Here is a 17,837-nt window from a genome sequence, read left to right on the forward strand (position 1 = left end):
GGGCCGGACAGCGGCGAGCCGGCTCGCACGTTCCCTCAGCGGGGTGCGAAGTACGCGGCGAACCGGTGCGCCGCGACAGCATCCCCCGCCGTCGCTGCGTCGCCCGCACCGACGAGCTCGTCGAGGGTGCGGTCACCAGAGACGAGCGCGTCGAGGTCGCGAGTGGTCGTCGTGATGACGGCGTCGGGGTGATCCGCGGCGCCGCGCACGGCGCTGCTCGTGGCCGCCGCGCTGGCGGTCGTCGGCCTGGCGTCCACGCTCGTGCTCCGCCCGAGCCGCAGGGCCGACCTGCCGACGAGCAGGCGATGAGGGCTGATATCGATCCTGATGACGGGCCTCATGGCCTTCTCGCCGCGCAGCACTCACAGTTCGGCCACAGGTCGGTGCTACGACCGGCCCAGCGCGCGTCCCTACGTTCGGCCCAGGTCACAGGACCGGGTGGACGTGAGGGAGAACATGCAGCACGTATGGAGACGGACGACGCCGCTGACGAGGACGGTCACGGCCGTGGTCCTCGTCGGCCTCGTCGCCACGGCAGTCTGGTGGTTCGGCATCCGGGACGCGTCGGCGGCGTCGGCGGCGCCCGTGACGCGCACCGTGGCGGCGAGCCTGACGACGATGCAGAAGTCGGTGAGCGGCAGCGGGACGCTGACCCCGTTGGTGCAGCAGGACGTCAGCTTCGACGTGAGCGGGACCGTCACGGCGGTGCCCGTGGCGGTCGGCCAGACCGTGACGGCCGGGCAGACGCTCGCGACCGTCGACACGCTCCAGCTCAACGCCGACCTGCTCCAGGCGAAGGCCACGCTGGCGAGCGCGCAGGCGAAGCTGTCCGACGCCAGCGGCAGCGCGCAGGTCGCGGCCGCGCAGGCGCAGGTCGACGTCGCGCAGGCCGGGGTCGACACGGCGCAGGCCGCGATGGACGGCGCCACGCTCGTGGCACCCGTCGCCGGCCTGCTCGCCGCGGTCAACCTCGAGGTCGGCGACGCCGTGGGCGGCACCGGCGGCCCGAGCGCCGGGGGCGGTACCGACACGACGACCGCGCAGTTCACGATCGTCGGCACCGACGCGTGGGAGGTCGACGTCACGGTGAGCGACGCGGACGTCGCGCTCCTCGAGGTCGGCGACCAGGCGGAGGTGACGCTGGACGGCGCGACCGACCCGGTGTTCGGCACCATCAGCGCGATCGGCCTGCTGTCCACCAGCGACTCGGGCGTCGCCGCCTACCCCGTGACCGTCGCAGTCACGGGCGACCAGGCGGGCCTGCACGACGGCGTCTCCGCCGACGTCGAGCTCGTCTACGAGCGGCGCACCGACGTGCTCACCGTGCCCAGCCTCGCGGTCACCACCGCGACCGACGGCACCGCCACCGTGAAGCAGGTCGACGCCGACGGGAAGACCGTCGACGTCCCCGTCACCACCGGCGAGACGTCCGGCAACCTCACCGAGATCACCGACGGGCTCGCCGAGGGCGACGAGGTCGTGCTCGCGACGTTCACGCCGGGCACGGGCGGGACCGGGCGGCAGAACCAGGGGACGTTCCCCGAGGGCGGCTTCCAGGGCGGTCCGCCGAACATCCAGCAGGGCGGTCCGACCAATGGCTGAGCTGACGCTCCCGCTGCCGGAGACGGCCCCTCGCACCGAGGCGGTCATCGACCTGGTCGGCGTGAGGAAGACGTACACGTCGGGCAGCATCGAGTTCGAGGCCCTGCGCGGCATCGACCTGCGGATCGAGCAGGGCGAGTACGTGGCCGTCATGGGGCCGTCGGGGTCGGGCAAGTCGACGCTGATGAACATCCTCGGCTGCCTGGACACGCTCTCCGCCGGCACGTACCACCTGGCCGGCGAGGACGTCGGGGAGCTCGACGAGATCGACCTCGCGGACATCCGGAACCGGCAGATCGGCTTCGTGTTCCAGCAGTTCAACCTGCTGCCGTCGCTGTCGGCGTGGCGCAACGTCGAGCTCCCGCTGGTCTACGGACGGGTGTCCGCGGCGTCCCGTCGCGAGCGCGCGGCGGCCGCGCTGGAGCGCGTCGGGCTGGGCGACCGCCTCGACAACCGTCCGGGCGAGCTGTCCGGCGGGCAGCAGCAGCGCGTGGCGGTCGCGCGCGCCCTCGTCGGCGAACCTGCCCTGCTGCTCGCCGACGAGCCCACGGGCAACCTGGACTCGACGTCCACCCGCGACGTCCTGGAGCTCTTCGACGAGCTGCACGCGCAGGGCCGCACGATCGTCCTCATCACGCACGAGGCCGACGTGGCCGAGCGCGCCCAGCGGGTGGTCCGCGTCCACGACGGGCTCATCGTCGGGGGTGCCGCATGACCTGGACCGAGACCCTGCGCACCGGCTGGTCGGCCGTGACCTCGCACGCGATGCGGTCGATCCTCACCGTGCTCGGCATCCTCATCGGCATCGCCGCGGTGATCCTCACCGTCGGGCTCGGGCTGGGCACGCAGAAGGACGTCAGCGAGCAGATCAGCCAGCTGGGCAGCAACCTGCTCATCGTCAAGCCCGGTTCCAGCACCAGCACGTCCGGCGTCCGCGGCGGCTTCGGCTCCCGCACCACGCTCACCACGGCCGACGCCGCGGCGCTCGCGTCCTCCGTCAACGCGCCCGACATCGGCAAGGTCGCGGCCGAGAAGACGACGTCCGCGTCGCTCGAGGCCAACGACACCAACTGGACCACCAGCGTCACCGGCACCAGCGCCGACTGGCTCGACGTCCGCGGCCGCACGATGGGCTCGGGGTCGTTCTTCACGGCCGACGACGTGGACTCCCGGGCCGACGTCGTCGTGCTGGGCCCGGAGACCGCGAAGGAGCTGTTCGGCTCCACGCGGGTGGTCGGGCAGACGGTCACCGTCGGGGACACCGACCTCCGGGTGGTCGGCGTGCTGGCGGCCGAGGGCGCCAGCGGCGACAGCGACCTCGACGACGTCGCCGTCATCCCGATGTCGACGGCGGCGGACACGCTCGTCGGCGGCCAGGACCGCAATGCGGTCTCGACGATCTACCTCCAGGCGGCGTCGACCGACCAGCTCAACGCCGCGTACCAGGAGGCCGAGGGCCTGCTGCTCAACCTGCACGGCATCACCGACGCCGAGAGCGCCGACTTCACGATCAACAGCCAGGACGCGCTCGTGTCCACGGCGACGGCCGTCTACAAGACGCTGACGGTCCTGCTCACGGGCATCGCCGCGCTGTCCCTGCTGGTCGGGGGCATCGGCGTCATGAACATCATGCTCGTCTCCGTCACGGAGCGGACGCGTGAGATCGGGCTGCGCAAGGCGCTCGGCGCCCCGCCGTGGGCCATCCGCCGGCAGTTCCTGGTCGAGGCCACCGTGCTCGGCCTGGCCGGCGGGGTGCTCGGCGCCGTGCTCGGCATCGTCGCGGCCCAGGTGCTGCCTGGCCTGCTCGACTCGTCGGTCGTCGTCTCCGGCGCTGCCGTGGCCGGCTCCGTCGTGGTCGCGATGGGCATCGGGCTGGTCTTCGGCGTCTACCCCGCCACCCGCGCCGCGCGGCTGGCTCCCATCGACGCGCTGCGCGCGGAGTAACCCCCTCTCAGCAAGGAGTCCTCATGACCCCCCGCATCCTCCCGGCGCTCGCCGCCGTGTCCCTTCTCGTCCTGGCCGGCTGCTCGGCCGGCACCTCGCAGGCAGCGGCGCCGGACGCGACCGCCACACCCCAACAGCAGGGCGCCGACGGCCCCCAGCGCTCGGGACCCGGTGGCGGCGGCGGGACGTCCGGCGAGATCGCGTCCGTGACCGGCACCGTCCTGCAGGTCCGGTCGGCCGACGCGCAGACCGCAGTGACCTGGACCGACGACACGACGTTCACGGCGTCCGTCGCGGGCGCGCTGTCCGACGTCGCGGTCGGGTCGTGCGTGGTGGCCGTCTCGACGACCACGACGTCGACCGACACCTCCGCGCCGCTGAAGGCCACGACCGTCCAGCTGACCTCGGCGACAGACGACGGCACGTGCCCGGGCGGTTTCGGCGGCGGCCCGGGCGGCGGCCAGCGGCCCGACGGCGCCCCGACGGACCTGCCGAGCCGCCCGTCGGGCGCCCCGACCGACCTGCCCTCCGGTGCGCCCGGCGGGATGCGCGCGTTCAACGGAGTCGCCGCAGGAAAGGTCACCGCGGTCGACGGCAGCACGCTGACCGTCGAGGTCACCGGCCAGGACGACGCGACGACCTCCCGCACGGTCACCGTCAGCGACGCGACGACCTACACCAAGGCCGTGGCCGCCGACGCCTCCGCGGTCGTGGTCGGGCAGTGCGCCAGCGCCCGCGGCCAGGCCGACGACAGCGGCAAGGTGACCGCGACCAGCATCACCGTGTCGGCGCCGACCGACGGCGAGTGCACGAGCGGCATGCTCGGCGGCCGTGGCTTCCCCGGCGGAGGCCCCGGCGGTCCGCAGGACGGGTCGTCGCAGGACGGTTCCTCGCAGGGTGGCACCGATGCCTGACCGCGCAGGCCGCCCGTCCGTCGCGCTGCGCCGCAGGGCTCGTCGGCGCCGCATCGTCGCCCTCACCGCGGCGGGTGCCGTGGTCCTGGTTGCCGCGGGCGGTGGCGTCGCCCTGGCCCTCGGGGGCACCGACGACGGCCGCTACCGCACGGCGACCGCCGAGAAGGCGAACGTCGAGCAGATCGTCGACTCCGTCGGGACCATCGCCTCGGCCAGCCGCCGCGACGCCGCGTTCTCCGTCGACGGCACGGTCGCCACGGTCGACGTGTCCGTCGGGCAGGTCGTCGCCGCCGGCGACGTGCTCGCGACGCTCGACGCCGACGCGCTGCAGGATGCCGTCGACAAGGCGCAGGCCGACCTCGCCGACGCGCAGCAGCAGCTGAGCGACGACCTGGACTCGCAGACGGCATCGTCGGCGAGCGCGTCCTCCGCGAGCTCCTCGTCGAAGGCGTCGCCCACCCCGACGGCCACGCCGTCGGCCTCGACAGCAGCGCCGGACCCGAGCGGAGACACGAGCGACGCCTCGCACGGTGGCGACGCCACGGACCCGGCCGTGACCCAGGCGATGGCCGACGTCCAGCGGGCGCAGAAGGCACTCCTCGACCAGTACTCGGTGACCGCCGACGCCCTGGCCACCAGCGGTGCCAGCGTGACGGCGTCCCAGGCGTCGTGCGCGGCGTTCCTCGCCGTCCTCGGCACGGACGTCACCGGCGACGGCAGCACGGACGGTTCCGACGACCCGTCGGGTGACGTCACGCCGACGCCCGCCCCGACCTCCACCGAGGAGGCCACGACCGACGGCGACGCGACCGACCCCGCCGCGGCGCCGGACACCTCCGCGGTCCAGCAGGCGCTCGCCGACTGCCAGGCAGCGCTCTCCGGCGCGCTCGACGCGCAGACGGCCACGGACGCGCAGCAGCAGGCGCTCATGACGCTGGCCACCGCCCTGGACGACGCCGTGGCGGCGCTGCAGAAGGCGGTGGCGAGCTCGTCGCAGCAGTCGACTGCCCCGGCGACCTCGACGCCGACGGCTCCCTCGACCAGCAGCCCGGCAACAAGCACCCCGTCGGCCAGCACCCCGTCGACCAGCACCCCGTCCGCGAGCACCCCGTCCGGTGGCGCGACCACGACCGTGGCCTCCGCTGCGACGATCGTGGCCGACGAGGCGGCGATCGACCTGCAGGAGGCGAACGTCGCGCTCGCGCAGAGCAGGCTGCCGTTCGCGACGCTGACCAGCCCGATCGCGGGCACGGTCGCAGCGGTCTCGCTCGCCGTGGGCGACGAGGTGACGGCGTCGTCGACCACCGCGGTGGTCACGGTCCTCGGCCCCGACGGCTACACGGTCACCACGAGCGTCCCGCTGACCAGGATCGACATCGTCACGGTCGGCCAGAGGGCGCAGGTGACCACGCCGAGCACGGACGCGACGCTCACCGGCACGGTCAGCAGCATCGGCGTCCTGGACACGTCGACCACCGCCGACCCGGCCTACGCGGTCGAGCTCGCCCTGGACGCGACGGACGCGAAGCTCTACGACGGGGCGTCCGCCCAGGTGCACCTGTCGGTCGCGGGCGCCGAGCAGGTGCTCACGGTCCCGACGTCGGCGGTGCACGTCGACGGCGCGACGGCGACGGTTCAGGTGCTCAAGGACGGCACCCCGACCGACGTCACCGTCACGCGTGGGGCGGTGGGCGCGGAACGGACCGAGATCACCGACGGCCTGGCGGCCGGTGACGAGGTCGTGCTCGCCGACAACGACGAGGCGATCGTGTCCAGCACGTCGACCACGAACCAGGGCCTGTCCGGCCTGGGCGGCGACGGTGGCGACCAGGTCGGGCCGCCGCAGTTCGTGTTCGACGGTGGCGGACAGGGCGGGCCCCCGGCGGGCTTCACCAACGGCAAGGGCTGACCGCGGGCGCGCCAGAGCGACGAGCAGAGGATCCGCCGACAGATCGGCGGCGGATCCTCTGATTCGTGCGCTTGCGCCGGTCACGGGTCCGGCGTCGGTAGGCTCGCGGCGTCGCCCCTCCGGCGGCGGGGACGGAAGGACGACGATGACCGACGAGGCCACCGACGGCAGGCCGCAGGTCGCGGTGCTGGGCGGCGGGGTGATGGGGGAGACGCTGCTCAGCGCGCTCCTGACCGCGGGATGGACGCCCGAGCAGGTCGAGGTCACCGAGCGGCACGTGCCGCGGGCCGACGAGCTCGCCGGCCGGTACGGCGTCCGGACGGGCGCCTCCAACGCCGAGGCGGCCGCGCGCGCCGACGTCGTGCTCCTCGCGGTCAAGCCCAACGTCGTCGCGTCGGTGCTCGACGAGGTCAAGCAGGCCCTGCGCGGCGGTGAGCTCGTGGTCAGCGTCGCCGCGGGACTGCCCATCGCGAGCTACGAGAAGCGCCTCAACCCCGGCCAGCCGGTGGTCCGCGTCATGCCGAACACGCCCGCCGTCGTCGGCAAGGGCGCGAGCGCCGTCGCCCCCGGCACGCACGCGAGCGAGGGGCACCTGGTGCTCGTCGAGAAGATGCTCGCCGCCACGGGTCTGGTGGTCCGCGTGGAGGAGAAGGACCTCGACGCGGTGACCGCGATCTCGGGCTCCGGGCCCGCGTACGCGTTCTACCTGATCGACGCGATGGCCGAGGCGGGCGTGCTGCTCGGCCTGAGCCGGGACCTGGCGACCAAGCTCGCCGTCGCCACCGTCGAGGGCGCCGCGGCGCTCGCCGCGCAGTCGGGGGACCATCCGGCGATCCTCCGCGAGCGCGTCTCGTCGCCGGGCGGGACCACCGTCGCCGCGGTCCAGGTGCTCGATGCCCACGGGGTCCGGGCGGGCGTCGTCGCGGCCGCCGAGGCCGCGCGCGACCGCTCGCGCGAGCTCGGCCAGCAGTACTGATGGCCATGTCCCGCCCCCCGGCGATGAGCGACGTCGCCGCCCTCGCCGGGGTGTCGCACCAGACCGTCTCGCGGGTGCTCAACGACCACCCGAGCGTCCGGCCGGAGACCCGCGACCGCGTCAACGACGCCATCGTGGCCCTCGGCTACCGCCGCAACAGCGCCGCCCGCGCCCTGGTGACCCGACGCTCCGGCACGCTCGGCGTCGTCACCCCGGCCACCGCCCTCTACGGCCCCACCAGCACGTTGGTGGGGCTCGAGGAGGCGGCCCGCGTGGTCGGCTGGTTCGTCTCCGTGGCCACCATCCGGCAGTTCGACGCGGACAGCATGCACACCGCGGTCGAGCACTTCCTGGGTCAGGGCGTCGACGGCATCGCGATCATCGCGCCGACCACGGAGGTCGCCCAGGCGATCGCCGCGATCGCGTCGCCGGTGCCCGTCGTGCTCATCTCGTCGGCGTCCGACGTCCCCTCCGAGGCGCACCTGCACGCGGTCGGCGTCGACCAGCGGCACGGGGCGCGCCTGGCCACGCAGCACCTGCTCGACCAGGGCTTCGCCGATGTGGTGCACGTCGCCGGGCCGCAGGACTGGTTCGACGCCCAGGACCGGCTGGCGGGCTGGCGCGAGGTCTGCGGCCCGGGCGCGCCCGAGCACATCGAGGCCGGCTGGGACGCCGCCGACGGGTACGAGCTCGGGCTGCGCATGGCGCGCGAGGGGCTGCCGCCCGCGATCTTCGCGGCCAACGACCAGCTCGCGCTCGGACTGCTGCACGCGTTCTGGGAGCGGGGCGTGCGGGTGCCCGACGACGTCGCCGTCGTCGGGTTCGACGACGAGGTCGGTGCCGCGCACTACACGCCGCCGCTGACCACCGTCCGGCAGGACTTCGGGGCGCTCGGGCGGCTGGCGGTCCGGTCGTTGCAGGCCGCGTTCGCCGGCGAGGACGTGGCGCGCCAGCAGATCCCGGCGGAGCTCGTGGTCCGCGCGAGCTCGATCCGCCGGCCCTGACCGCGGGGGACTGGACGCCGCCGATGTTAGCGCTAACATGTGTCTCGGCCGTCGGCGTCCGCTGCGGTCCGTGCTGCAGGAACGGAGCCGCGTGATGACGGTCGATCCCTCTGGAGCCGACGCTCGCGCAGCGATCGCCGCAGGTCAGACGGCGCTCGGCATCGAGCTCGGCTCCACCCGCATCAAGGCCGTCCTCATCGGCCCGGACCACGCCCCGCTGGCCAGCGGCAGCCACGACTGGGAGAACCAGTTCGTCGACCGGATGTGGACCTACTCGCTCGACGCCGTCTGGTCCGGCCTGCAGGCCAGCGTCGCCGCGCTCCTGGACGACGCCGAGCAGCGGCACGGCGTGCGCCCCGCGACCGTGGGCGCGCTGGGCGTCTCCGCGATGATGCACGGCTACCTCGCCTTCGACGAGGCGGACGAGCTCCTCGTCCCGTTCCGCACGTGGCGCAACACGACCACCGGGCCCGCGGCCGCCGAGCTCACCGAGCTGTTCGGCTACAACATCCCGTTGCGCTGGTCGATCGCGCACCTGCGGCAGGCGACGCTCGACGACGAGCCGCACGTGCCGCAGATCCGCACGATCACCACGCTCGCCGGCTACGTGCACTGGAAGCTGACCGGCCGCAAGGTGCTGGGGATCGGCGACGCGTCGGGCCTGTTCCCCATCGACACGACCACCAAGACGTACGACGCGCGCATGCTGGCCGCGTACCCCGGGGACGTCGCACCGCTGCTGCCCGAGGTCCTGCTCGCCGGCCAGGAGGCGGGCCGCCTGACCGAGGCGGGTGCCGCCCTGCTCGACCCCACCGGCACGCTGCAGGCGGGCATCCCGCTGTGCCCGCCCGAGGGTGACGCGGGCACGGGCATGGTCGCCACCAACGCGGTCGCGCCGCGCACCGGCAACGTGAGCGTCGGCACGAGCATCTTCGCGATGGTCGTGCTGGAGAAGCCGCTCGCGAGCGTCCACGACGAGCTCGACCTGGTGACCACCCCGTCCGGTGAGCTGGTCGCGATGGTGCACTGCAACAACGGAGCCAGCGAGCTCGGGGCCTGGGCCGAGGTGTTCGGCCAGTTCGCGACCGCGCTCGGCAGCACCGCCGGTGCCGACGAGGTCTTCGCCGCGCTCCTGCGCGAGGCGCTCCGGGGCGACGCCGACGGCGGTGGCCTACTCGCGTACAACTACCTGTCCGGCGAGCCGATCACCGGGCTGGACGAGGGACGGCCGCTGTTCGTCCGGACCCCCGACAGCCGGCTGACGCTGGCCAACTTCATGCGCACGCAGGTCTACGGCGCGTTCGGCACGCTGAGCCTCGGGATGCGCGTGCTGGCGGGTGAGGGCGTCGAGCTCGACTCCATGTACGCGCACGGCGGCCTCTTCCGCACCGAGGGCGTCGCGCAGCGGCTGCTGGCCGCGGCCATCGGCGCACCAGTCACCGTCGGGCAGTCGGCCGGCGAGGGCGGCGCGTGGGGGATCGCGGTGCTCGCGGCCTACCTCGACGCGGCGCCCGAGCAGGACCTCGGCACCTACCTGACGGAGCGCGTCTTCGCCGACGCGGCGTCGGTGACGGTCGCCCCGGACGACGACGACGTCCGCGGGTACGACGCCTTCCTCGACCGGTACGCCGCCGGCCTGACCGTCGAGCGGGCGGCGGTGGATGCGCTGTGAGCACCGCCGACGAGATCCAGCGCACCCGGGTGGTCGTCGCGCAGCTGCACGCGGAGCTCCCGCGCTGGGGGCTCGTGGTGTGGACCGCGGGCAACGTGTCGCAGCGCGTCGTCGTCGGCGACGCCCCGGGCCCTGACGACCTGTTCGTCATCAAGCCCTCCGGCGTGACCTACGACGAGCTGACGCCCCAGTCCATGGTCGTGTGCGACCTCGACGGCAACCTCGTCGACGGCACCCGCGCCCCCTCCAGCGACACCGCCGCGCACGCCTACGTGTACCGGCACATGCCGTCGGTCGGTGGCGTCGTGCACACCCACTCGACCTACGCGACCGCCTGGGCCGCGCGCGCCGAGCCGGTGCCGTGCGTCCTGACCATGATGGCCGACGAGTTCGGCGGGGACGTCCCGATCGGCCCGTTCGCGCTCATCGGCGACGACTCGATCGGGCGCGGCATCGTCGAGACCCTGCGCGACTCCCGCAGCCCCGCGGTGCTCATGCGCAACCACGGACCGTTCACCATCGGCCGCGACGCCAAGGCCGCCGTCAAGGCCGCGGTGATGGTCGAGGAGGTCGCCCGCACCGTGCACATCGCCCGGCAGCTGGGCGACACCGTGCCCATCGCGCAGGACGACATCGACTCGCTCTACGCCCGCTACCAGCACGTCTACGGCCAGCAGCCGGCGACGCCACCCGAGAACGACCAGGAGAACCGATGAGCAAGCCGTACGCCGACCGCGAGATCTGGTTCCTCACCGGGAGCCAGGGTCTGTACGGCGAGGAGACGCTGCGGCAGGTGGCCCAGCAGTCGCAGGAGATCGCCCGCGTCCTGGGCGACACGCTGCCCGCGACGCTCGTCTGGAAGCCCGTGCTCACGGACTCCGACGCGATCCGCCGCGCGGCGCTCGAGGCCAACGCCGACGACGCCGTCATCGGCGTGATCGCGTGGATGCACACCTTCTCGCCGGCCAAGATGTGGATCGCCGGCCTCGACGCGCTGCGCACCCCGCTGCTCCACCTGCACACGCAGGCCAATGTCGAGCTGCCGTGGGACACCATCGACTTCGACTTCATGAACCTCAACCAGGCCGCGCACGGCGACCGCGAGTTCGGGTACATCGCGACCCGGCTCGGGGCGGCGCGCAAGACGGTCGCCGGGCACGTGTCGAACCCGGCCGTGGTCGCGTCGATCGACACCTGGGTGCGGGCGTGCGCCGGCTGGGCCGCGACGCACGAGCTGAAGCTCGCCCGGTTCGGCGACAACATGCGCAACGTCGCGGTGACCGAGGGCGACAAGACCGAGGCGGAGCTGCGGTTCGGCGTCTCGGTGAACACGTGGGGCGTGAACGACCTGGTGGCGGCGGTGGCCGCGGTCGCCGACGCCGACGTGGACGCGCTCGTCGCCGAGTACGAGGAGCTGTACGACGTCGTGCCCGAGCTGCGCAAGGACGGCGACCGGCACGAGTCCCTGCGCTACGGCGCGCGGCAGGAGATCGCACTCCGCACCCTGCTCGAGTCCCTGGGTGCCAAGGCCTTCACGACGAACTTCGAGGACCTCGGTGACCTGCGCCAGCTGCCCGGCCTGGCCGTCCAGCGACTCATGGCCGACGGCTACGGCTTCGGCGCCGAGGGCGACTGGAAGACCGCGATCCTGGTCCGCGCCGCCAAGGTGATGGGTGCCGGCCTGCCCGGCGGCGCGTCGCTCATGGAGGACTACACCTACGACCTCACGCCCGGGGCGGAGCGGATCCTCGGCGCCCACATGCTCGAGATCTGCCCGACGCTGACCACCTCGAAGCCGACGCTGGAGATCCACCCGCTCGGCATCGGCGGCAAGGAGGACCCGGTCCGCCTGGTGTTCAACGCCGACCCGGGCGTCGGCGTCGTGGTCTCGCTGGCGGACATGCGCGACCGCTTCCGGCTCACCGCCAACGTGGTCGACGTCGTCCCGCCGACCGCCGACCTGCCGCACCTGCCCGTCGCACGCGCCGTGTGGGAGCCGCGGCCCGACTTCCGCACCTCCGCGGAGGCGTGGCTGACCGCCGGGGGAGCGCACCACACCGTGCTCACCACGGCCGTCGGGGTGGAGGCGTTCGAGGACTTCGCCGAGATAGCCCGCACCGAGCTGCTCGTCATCGACGAGGCCACGACCCGCCGCGGGTTCCGCGACCAGGTCCGCTGGAACCAGGTCTACTTCCGCCTGGCGCAGGGCTTCTGAACCGTTCCACCGAACGGGTGAGACGGCGCGGCGTGATTGTCTCTCGCGACTTGCGTGCATAGCGTCGTGACAAGCGGTGACGACGGGGGAACGATGAGCATGCAGGGGGCGTCCGGGATGACCTGGGTGCTTCGCGCGCTGCTCGCCGTGGCCGGCGGGATCCTGGTGGCGCTCGTGACCGCGGGGTGGTCGGCGGCGCCGGCGCACGCCGAGCCCACGCCCGCCCCTCCCGTTGCGGCCGTGGCGACGACGGTCTCCGACGCCCTCGCTTCCGTGGTCCCGGCTGTGGCCGGCGCCGTCGTCGAGCCGGTGCTCGCGCCGGTGGTTGGCGCCGTCGTCGAGCCTGTGGCTGAACCCGGCCCGGTGCTCGCGCCGGTCGCCGGAGTCGGGGGATCGGGCGTCGTGGATGTCGTCGCCGCGGTGGCATCGCCCGCCGCGGACGCGGCGTCTCCGCTGCTGGCCCCGGTCACCGACGCGCTCCTGCCGGTGACCGACACACTGGTCCTGGCGACCGACGCATCGTCCGCGGCGACCGACACCCTGGCCCCGGTGACCGATGCGCTCGTGCCCGTGGTCGACGCCCTGGCCCCGGTCGCCGACGCGCTGGGCCCAGTGACCAACACGGTGAGCCCGGCCACCGACGCGCTGGTCCCGGTGACCGATGCGCTCGGGCCCCTGACCGACGCGCTGGCCCCCGTGACGGACGCGCTGGCACCGGTGACCGACGTCCTCCTGCCGGTCGGCGACGCGCTCGGCCCGGTCGTCAACGCGCTCGACCCGGGGACCGATCTGCTCCTGCCGGTGACCCGGGGCCCCGCTCACGTCGGGGCACTGGCGCCGCCGGTCGTCGGGCCGGTCGTCGCGGGCACGCAGGCGAGCGAGTTCGTCGCCATCCCCGTCCTGCACGAGCCCGCGCGGCTGAGGTTCGCCGTCGTCGCTGCGTTCTCGCCGTCGGCACGGCCGGCACCACCCGAGCAAGGCCCCGCGGCGCCGGCCCTCGGCGACGCGTCGGCGCCCCCGGTGGCGACGGGTCGTGGCGGTCAGCGCGGGACKGACCTTCCCGGTGGCGGGGAGGCGGGCCTGCCCGCGCCGGGCTCCGCGTCGTCGGGCGGCAGCGGGACGGGCATCGCGGGAGTCCTCGCGCCCGGCGTCCGTCTCTCGGCGCTGGGCGGGCCGACCACCCGTGCCGGCCCCTGCGCCGACCCCGCACCCGGACCTGCGACCGAGATCCCCGACTCCCCGGCGTGAGCGGGCCGTCGCGCACCCCGCGACAGCCCCGCGCCCGTCCCACCGTCGTCAAGGAGTCACCCATGCACGTCGTCGTTCGTCGTTCCCTCCAGACGGTCCTCGTGACCGGCGGCCTGGCCGCCGCCGCTCTCCAGGTCGCCGGGACCGCGGCCGCAGTCGCCGTCGCGGTCGTCTCTGTCGCCGCAGCGCCCGTGGTCGCCCGACCGCTGCGCTGGCCGACCCACCGTGCCCCGTCCTCGCTGACGGAGGTGCCGACGCAGCGCAGCGCGCCGCCGGAGTCGTAGGGCGGCTCCGTACGCTGGTGCCATGTCCTCCAGCGACGCGATCGACGACGTCCCGGCGCCGGGGCGTCGCCGCGGTCGTCGCCCGGCGGGCGAGGACACCCGCGGCACCATCCTGGCGGCGGCGCGCGACGAGTTCGCGGAGCGGGGCTACGACGGCGCGAGCGTGCGCTCCGTCGCTCGTCGCGCGGACGTGGACCCCGCCCTCGTGCGCCACTACTTCCGCGACAAGTCGGAGCTGTTCGCCGCGGGCCTGATCCCCGCCGGGGCGGATCCGGCCGTGATCGCGGGCGGCATCACCGCCGGCGGCGTGGACGGCCTCGGCGCGCGCCTGCTCACGGCCGTCCTGCGGGTCTGGGAAGCGGACGGCGGGGTCGCGTTCCGCGTGGCGTTCTCGGGGATGTCGTCGGGCGAGGTGCAGGCCGAGGCGCTCATGGGGTACGTCGGGCGGGAGGTGTTCGGGCAGGTCGCCCGGATCCTGCCGCCGCCCGACCAGCAGCTGCGGGTCTCGCTCGTCGCCTCGCACGTGGCCGGGGTCCTGCTCGCGCGCCACGTGATGCGGCTCGAGCCGGTCGCGTCGATGTCGGTCGAGGAGGTCGTCGGCGTCGTCAGCCCCGCCCTGCAGCGCTACCTGACGGGTCCGCTCGGCGCGGGGTGAGGGCAGGTCAGCCGGGCTGACGCGCGACGGCGACGGCCCACGCGACCAAGGGCACCTGCAGGGGCAGCCGGGCCCACGCGACGGCCGGCCTGCCGGCCCACGACCGGGCGTCGGGCCGGGAGCGCACGGCCATGGTCACGTTGCCGGGGAACACCCCGACCAGCAGCGCCGCGGACGCGAGCCCACCGACCCGCCGGGTGCCSGGGACGGCCAGGGCGGCGGCGCACGCCAGCTCCGCCACGCCGCTGCCCAGCACCCACGGGTCGGGGTTGCCGAGGCTCCGGGGGATCAAAGGGCGGAAGATCCCCGGGCGGCGCAGGTGCAGCGCGCCCGACGTGCCGAGCAGGGCGGCGAGCGCGAGCGCGGGCAGGTGGCGACGGAGGACGGACGCGGGCACGGGAGGCACGCGCGCCACGGTAACCGCTGTCGGTGCTGGTCGGTACGGTGCGAGACATGGACACCGTCGCGCTGTCACCCGCGTTCTACGCCGACGTGATCGCCCAGGAGTCGGCACGCGCGGCCGACGCGCTCGACCGGGCGCCCACCTCGGCACCGGTGCCGTCGTGCGGCGACTGGGACGCGGCCGACCTCGCGTTCCACCTCGGCGAGGTCCAGGACTTCTGGTCGCAGATCGTCGCGCACGCTCCGGCGGGACCCGACGAGGCCGACGACACCGAGCGCCGGCCCGACGACGAGCTCGTCGCGTTCCTGCGGGGGCGGACCGACGCGCTGCTCAGCGCCCTGCGCTCGCACCACCCGGACGAGCCGTGCTGGTCCTGGTCGTCGACGGGCGGGACGGTCGACTGGGTCTACCGCCGGCAGGCGCACGAGGCGCTGGTGCACCGGGTGGACGCGGAGCAGGCAGCCGGGCTGCCGGTGACCGATCCGGGGGTCCTCCTGGCCGCCGACGGCGTGGACGAGATGCTCGCCGTCATGGTCAGCGGCCTGCCGGAGTGGGCCGCGTTCGTCGCCGACGGTGCGCGCGTCCGGCTGCGGGCGGTCGACGCCGGACGGGAGTGGGTGGTCGCCTTCGGCCGGTTCCACGGGACGTCGCCCACCACCGGGACCACCTACGACGAGGACTGCGCGGAGCTGGTCGGCGGTGCGCCGTGGGAGGGAGAGGACGAGGACGTGAGCGCGACGGTCTCCGGCTCGGCGTGGGACCTCGAGCTCTGGCTCTGGGGCCGAGGGCCCGCGGACTCGTTGGAGCTGGGCGGCGATCCCGCGGCGGTGGCGCGGCTGCGCGCGGTGATCGTCGAGTCGACGCAGTAGACGTCGGTCCGGTGCTCCTTGCGCGCGGCACACGGCGAGGAGCACAATTCCCCGTATGGGGAATAACGAGGTGGCGATCGAGGTCACCGGTCTGCGCGTGGTGCGCGGCGGTACCGCCGTCATCGAGTCCCTCGACCTGACCGTGCCGGTCGGCCAGGTGGTCGGTCTCCTCGGTCCGAGCGGCAGCGGGAAGACCACGCTCATGCGCGCGATCGTCGGCGCGCAGATCGTGGCCGGCGGCACCGTGACCGTGCTGGGCTCCCCGGCCGGGTCGGCCGCGCTGCGGCGGCGGATCGGGTACGTCACGCAGGCGCCGAGCGTGTACGCCGACCTCACGGTGGTCGAGAACCTGCGCTACGCCGCGTCGATCCTCGGGGTGGACGCGGAGGGCATCCGGCGGGCGCTGACCGATGTCGACCTCGTGGCGCACGCCGGCCAGTCCATCGGCACCCTGTCCGGCGGCGAGCGCGCCCGGGTGTCGCTCGCGATCGCGCTGCTCGGCCGGCCGGACCTCCTGGTGCTCGACGAGCCGACGGTCGGGCTCGACCCGGTCCTGCGCCGCGCCCTCTGGGAGCTGTTCCACCGGCTGAGCGGCTCCGGCGTGAGCCTGCTGGTGTCCAGCCACGTCATGGACGAGGCCGCCCGGTGCGACCGCCTCATCCTTCTGCGCGGCGGGTCCGTGCTGGCGGACGGCACCCTGGACCAGCTGCTGTCGGCCACCGGGACGACGGACGCCGAGGGCGCCTTCCTGGCGCTCGTCGACCAGGCCGTCGCCCGCGAGGGCGGGACGGGGGCCGCGGCATGAGCGCCCTCGAGCCGGCCGTGCACGACGAGGACGGCGTCGGTCGCCACCGCGCCAGGCACGCCGACGCGCACACCGCCCCCACGACCGGGCAGGCGGCGCGTGAGCGCAGGCCGGGCGGCCTGAGTCCGGCGCTGACCGCCGCCACCGCGCGGCGGGTCCTCACCCAGCTGCGGCACGACAAGCGCACGATCGCGCTGGTCGTCCTCCTGCCGTGCCTGCTCATCGGCCTGATCGCGTGGATGTTCAACGGCACGCCCGTGCTCGACCAGTTCGGTCCGCTGCTGGTCGGGCTCTTCCCGCTGGTGGTGATGTTTTTGGTGACCAGCGTGGCGACCCTGCGGGAGCGGACCTCCGGCACCCTCGAGCGGCTGATGACGCTGCCGATCGGGCGCGGCGACGTCGTCGTCGGCTATGCCCTCGCCTTCGCGGTGCTCGCGGCMGTGCAGGCCTTGGTCATCGTCGGCTTCGCCGTCGGCGTGTGCGGGATGGACGTCGCCGGGCCCATCGGTCTGGTCATCCTCGTCGCGGTGCTCGACGCCGTCCTGGGCTGCGCGCTCGGCCTCGGTGCGTCGGCGCTGGCGAAGACGGAGTTCCAGGCGGTCCAGCTGATGCCGCTCGTGCTCTTCCCGCAGCTCATCACGTGCGGCCTGCTCATGCCCCGCGACGAGATGCCGACCGTCCTCGAGTGGATCTCGCGTGTCCTGCCCCTCACCTACGCGCTGGACGCCATGCAGCAGCTCGCCGCGGGCGCCACCTGGGTCGACGTCCGCGGCGACGTCGGTGTGATCGCCCTCTTCATCGTCGGCGCCCTGCTCGTCGGCGGCGCCACCCTCCGCCGCCGCACCCCCTGACCCGACCGCGCGCCCCGCCCACGCCGCCGCACCCCGGAACCGACCGCGCGCCCGGCCCGCGCCGCCGACCCYCGGAACCGACCGCGCGCCCGGCCCACGCCGCCGACCCCTCGACCCCAGCGCGCGCCCTGGCCCACGCCGTCGCACTGCAGACCCGACCGCGCGCCGTCGCGGCGCGCCCGAGATCGAGGTTTCTGCGCGAGATCGAGGATCCGAACCCTCGATCTCGCGCAGAAACCACGTTCTCGGGGCGACCCGCCCCGCTTCACACCAGATGAGCCGCGCGAGCTCGTGAGTCCGCGACGAACTCGCGTGTTCAAACCCGCGAGCTCGTCGAGAACTCGCGAGCTCGTCGAGAACTCGCGAGCTCGTCGAGAACCGGCGAGCTCGACGGTGCGCGTCGCCGAGGGCTTCGACGTCGGCAAGCTCGACCCGGCACCCGCTCGCCGCGGGGGTGGAGGACCGCTCGCCGCCGACGCGGCCGGG

18 protein-coding genes are annotated in these 17,837 nt (G+C 74.3%); 16 read left to right on the top strand and 2 right to left on the bottom strand.

Features of this window, described 5'->3' with window-relative positions; genetic code table 11:
- Nucleotides 1-35 precede the first annotated feature (35 nt).
- On the bottom strand, nucleotides 36-341 hold the full coding sequence (locus AC1DQC_RS09180) for a hypothetical protein (protein WP_477050926.1): 306 nt from the start codon (nucleotides 339-341) through the stop codon (nucleotides 36-38).
- A gap of 115 nt (nucleotides 342-456) precedes the next feature.
- On the opposite strand from AC1DQC_RS09180, the gene AC1DQC_RS09185 reads away from it, so the two are divergent.
- The 13 genes from AC1DQC_RS09185 (at nucleotide 457) to AC1DQC_RS09245 (ending at nucleotide 14,423) form a co-directional block, all read left to right on the top strand.
- Nucleotides 457-1,602 (top strand): efflux RND transporter periplasmic adaptor subunit, encoded by a 1,146-nt coding sequence (locus AC1DQC_RS09185; protein ID WP_477050927.1) that lies wholly within the window; start codon nucleotides 457-459, stop codon nucleotides 1,600-1,602.
- Nucleotides 1,595-2,317 (top strand): ABC transporter ATP-binding protein, encoded by a 723-nt coding sequence (locus tag AC1DQC_RS09190; RefSeq protein WP_477050928.1) that lies wholly within the window; start codon nucleotides 1,595-1,597, stop codon nucleotides 2,315-2,317. The genes AC1DQC_RS09185 and AC1DQC_RS09190 overlap by 8 nt, the downstream gene beginning before the upstream one ends.
- Complete coding sequence (locus AC1DQC_RS09195) at nucleotides 2,314-3,546, top strand: ABC transporter permease (protein ID WP_477050929.1); 1,233 nt, start codon at nucleotides 2,314-2,316, stop codon at nucleotides 3,544-3,546. The genes AC1DQC_RS09190 and AC1DQC_RS09195 overlap by 4 nt, the downstream gene beginning before the upstream one ends.
- 23 nt (nucleotides 3,547-3,569) lie before the next feature.
- Entirely contained in the window at nucleotides 3,570-4,460 is an 891-nt protein-coding gene (locus AC1DQC_RS09200; protein ID WP_477050930.1) for a hypothetical protein, read from the top strand.
- Nucleotides 4,453-6,369 carry a hypothetical protein gene (locus AC1DQC_RS09205; RefSeq protein ID WP_477050931.1) on the top strand — a complete coding sequence of 639 codons (1,917 nt, stop codon included), beginning with the start codon at nucleotides 4,453-4,455 and terminating at the stop codon, nucleotides 6,367-6,369. The genes AC1DQC_RS09200 and AC1DQC_RS09205 overlap by 8 nt, the downstream gene beginning before the upstream one ends.
- A 145-nt stretch (nucleotides 6,370-6,514) precedes the next feature.
- Nucleotides 6,515-7,345 (top strand): pyrroline-5-carboxylate reductase, encoded by an 831-nt coding sequence (proC, locus tag AC1DQC_RS09210; RefSeq protein WP_477050932.1) that lies wholly within the window; start codon nucleotides 6,515-6,517, stop codon nucleotides 7,343-7,345.
- Nucleotides 7,345-8,349 (top strand): LacI family DNA-binding transcriptional regulator, encoded by a 1,005-nt coding sequence (locus AC1DQC_RS09215; protein ID WP_477050933.1) that lies wholly within the window; start codon nucleotides 7,345-7,347, stop codon nucleotides 8,347-8,349. The genes proC and AC1DQC_RS09215 overlap by 1 nt, the downstream gene beginning before the upstream one ends.
- 94 nt (nucleotides 8,350-8,443) lie before the next feature.
- Nucleotides 8,444-10,021, top strand: a complete 1,578-nt coding sequence (locus tag AC1DQC_RS09220; RefSeq protein ID WP_477050934.1) for a xylulokinase — start codon at nucleotides 8,444-8,446, stop codon at nucleotides 10,019-10,021.
- A complete protein-coding gene (locus AC1DQC_RS09225; protein ID WP_477050935.1) occupies nucleotides 10,018-10,737 on the top strand; it encodes an L-ribulose-5-phosphate 4-epimerase in 720 nt (239 codons plus the stop codon). Before AC1DQC_RS09220 ends, AC1DQC_RS09225 begins: the two co-directional genes overlap by 4 nt.
- The gene (gene araA / locus AC1DQC_RS09230; protein ID WP_477050936.1) at nucleotides 10,734-12,236 is read left to right on the top strand and encodes an L-arabinose isomerase; all 1,503 of its coding nucleotides are present in this window, start codon (nucleotides 10,734-10,736) and stop codon (nucleotides 12,234-12,236) included. The genes AC1DQC_RS09225 and araA overlap by 4 nt, the downstream gene beginning before the upstream one ends.
- Nucleotides 12,237-12,329: 93 nt before the next feature.
- Nucleotides 12,330-13,484 carry a hypothetical protein gene (locus AC1DQC_RS09235; RefSeq protein WP_477050937.1) on the top strand — a complete coding sequence of 385 codons (1,155 nt, stop codon included), beginning with the start codon at nucleotides 12,330-12,332 and terminating at the stop codon, nucleotides 13,482-13,484.
- 62 nt (nucleotides 13,485-13,546) lie between these two features.
- Nucleotides 13,547-13,768 (top strand): hypothetical protein, encoded by a 222-nt coding sequence (locus AC1DQC_RS09240; protein WP_477050938.1) that lies wholly within the window; start codon nucleotides 13,547-13,549, stop codon nucleotides 13,766-13,768.
- A gap of 22 nt (nucleotides 13,769-13,790) precedes the next feature.
- The gene (locus AC1DQC_RS09245; RefSeq protein WP_477050939.1) at nucleotides 13,791-14,423 is read left to right on the top strand and encodes a TetR/AcrR family transcriptional regulator; all 633 of its coding nucleotides are present in this window, start codon (nucleotides 13,791-13,793) and stop codon (nucleotides 14,421-14,423) included.
- Nucleotides 14,424-14,430: 7 nt separating this feature from the next.
- On the opposite strand, the gene AC1DQC_RS09250 is transcribed toward AC1DQC_RS09245, so the two are convergent.
- Nucleotides 14,431-14,829 (bottom strand): DoxX family protein, encoded by a 399-nt coding sequence (locus AC1DQC_RS09250; protein ID WP_477050940.1) that lies wholly within the window; start codon nucleotides 14,827-14,829, stop codon nucleotides 14,431-14,433.
- Between the two features lie 47 nt (nucleotides 14,830-14,876).
- On the opposite strand from AC1DQC_RS09250, the gene AC1DQC_RS09255 reads away from it, so the two are divergent.
- The 3 genes from AC1DQC_RS09255 to AC1DQC_RS09265 all read left to right on the top strand — a co-directional run bounded on the left by AC1DQC_RS09255 (nucleotide 14,877) and on the right by AC1DQC_RS09265 (nucleotide 17,351).
- The gene (locus AC1DQC_RS09255; protein WP_477050941.1) at nucleotides 14,877-15,695 is read left to right on the top strand and encodes a maleylpyruvate isomerase family mycothiol-dependent enzyme; all 819 of its coding nucleotides are present in this window, start codon (nucleotides 14,877-14,879) and stop codon (nucleotides 15,693-15,695) included.
- Between the two features lie 55 nt (nucleotides 15,696-15,750).
- Nucleotides 15,751-16,500 carry an ABC transporter ATP-binding protein gene (locus AC1DQC_RS09260; RefSeq protein WP_477050942.1) on the top strand — a complete coding sequence of 250 codons (750 nt, stop codon included), beginning with the start codon at nucleotides 15,751-15,753 and terminating at the stop codon, nucleotides 16,498-16,500.
- 119 nt (nucleotides 16,501-16,619) lie between these two features.
- Nucleotides 16,620-17,351, top strand: a complete 732-nt coding sequence (locus AC1DQC_RS09265) for an ABC transporter permease (RefSeq protein WP_477050997.1) — start codon at nucleotides 16,620-16,622, stop codon at nucleotides 17,349-17,351.
- Nucleotides 17,352-17,837 lie beyond the last annotated feature (486 nt).

The organism is Cellulomonas sp. P4_H12 (assembly GCF_056400905.1).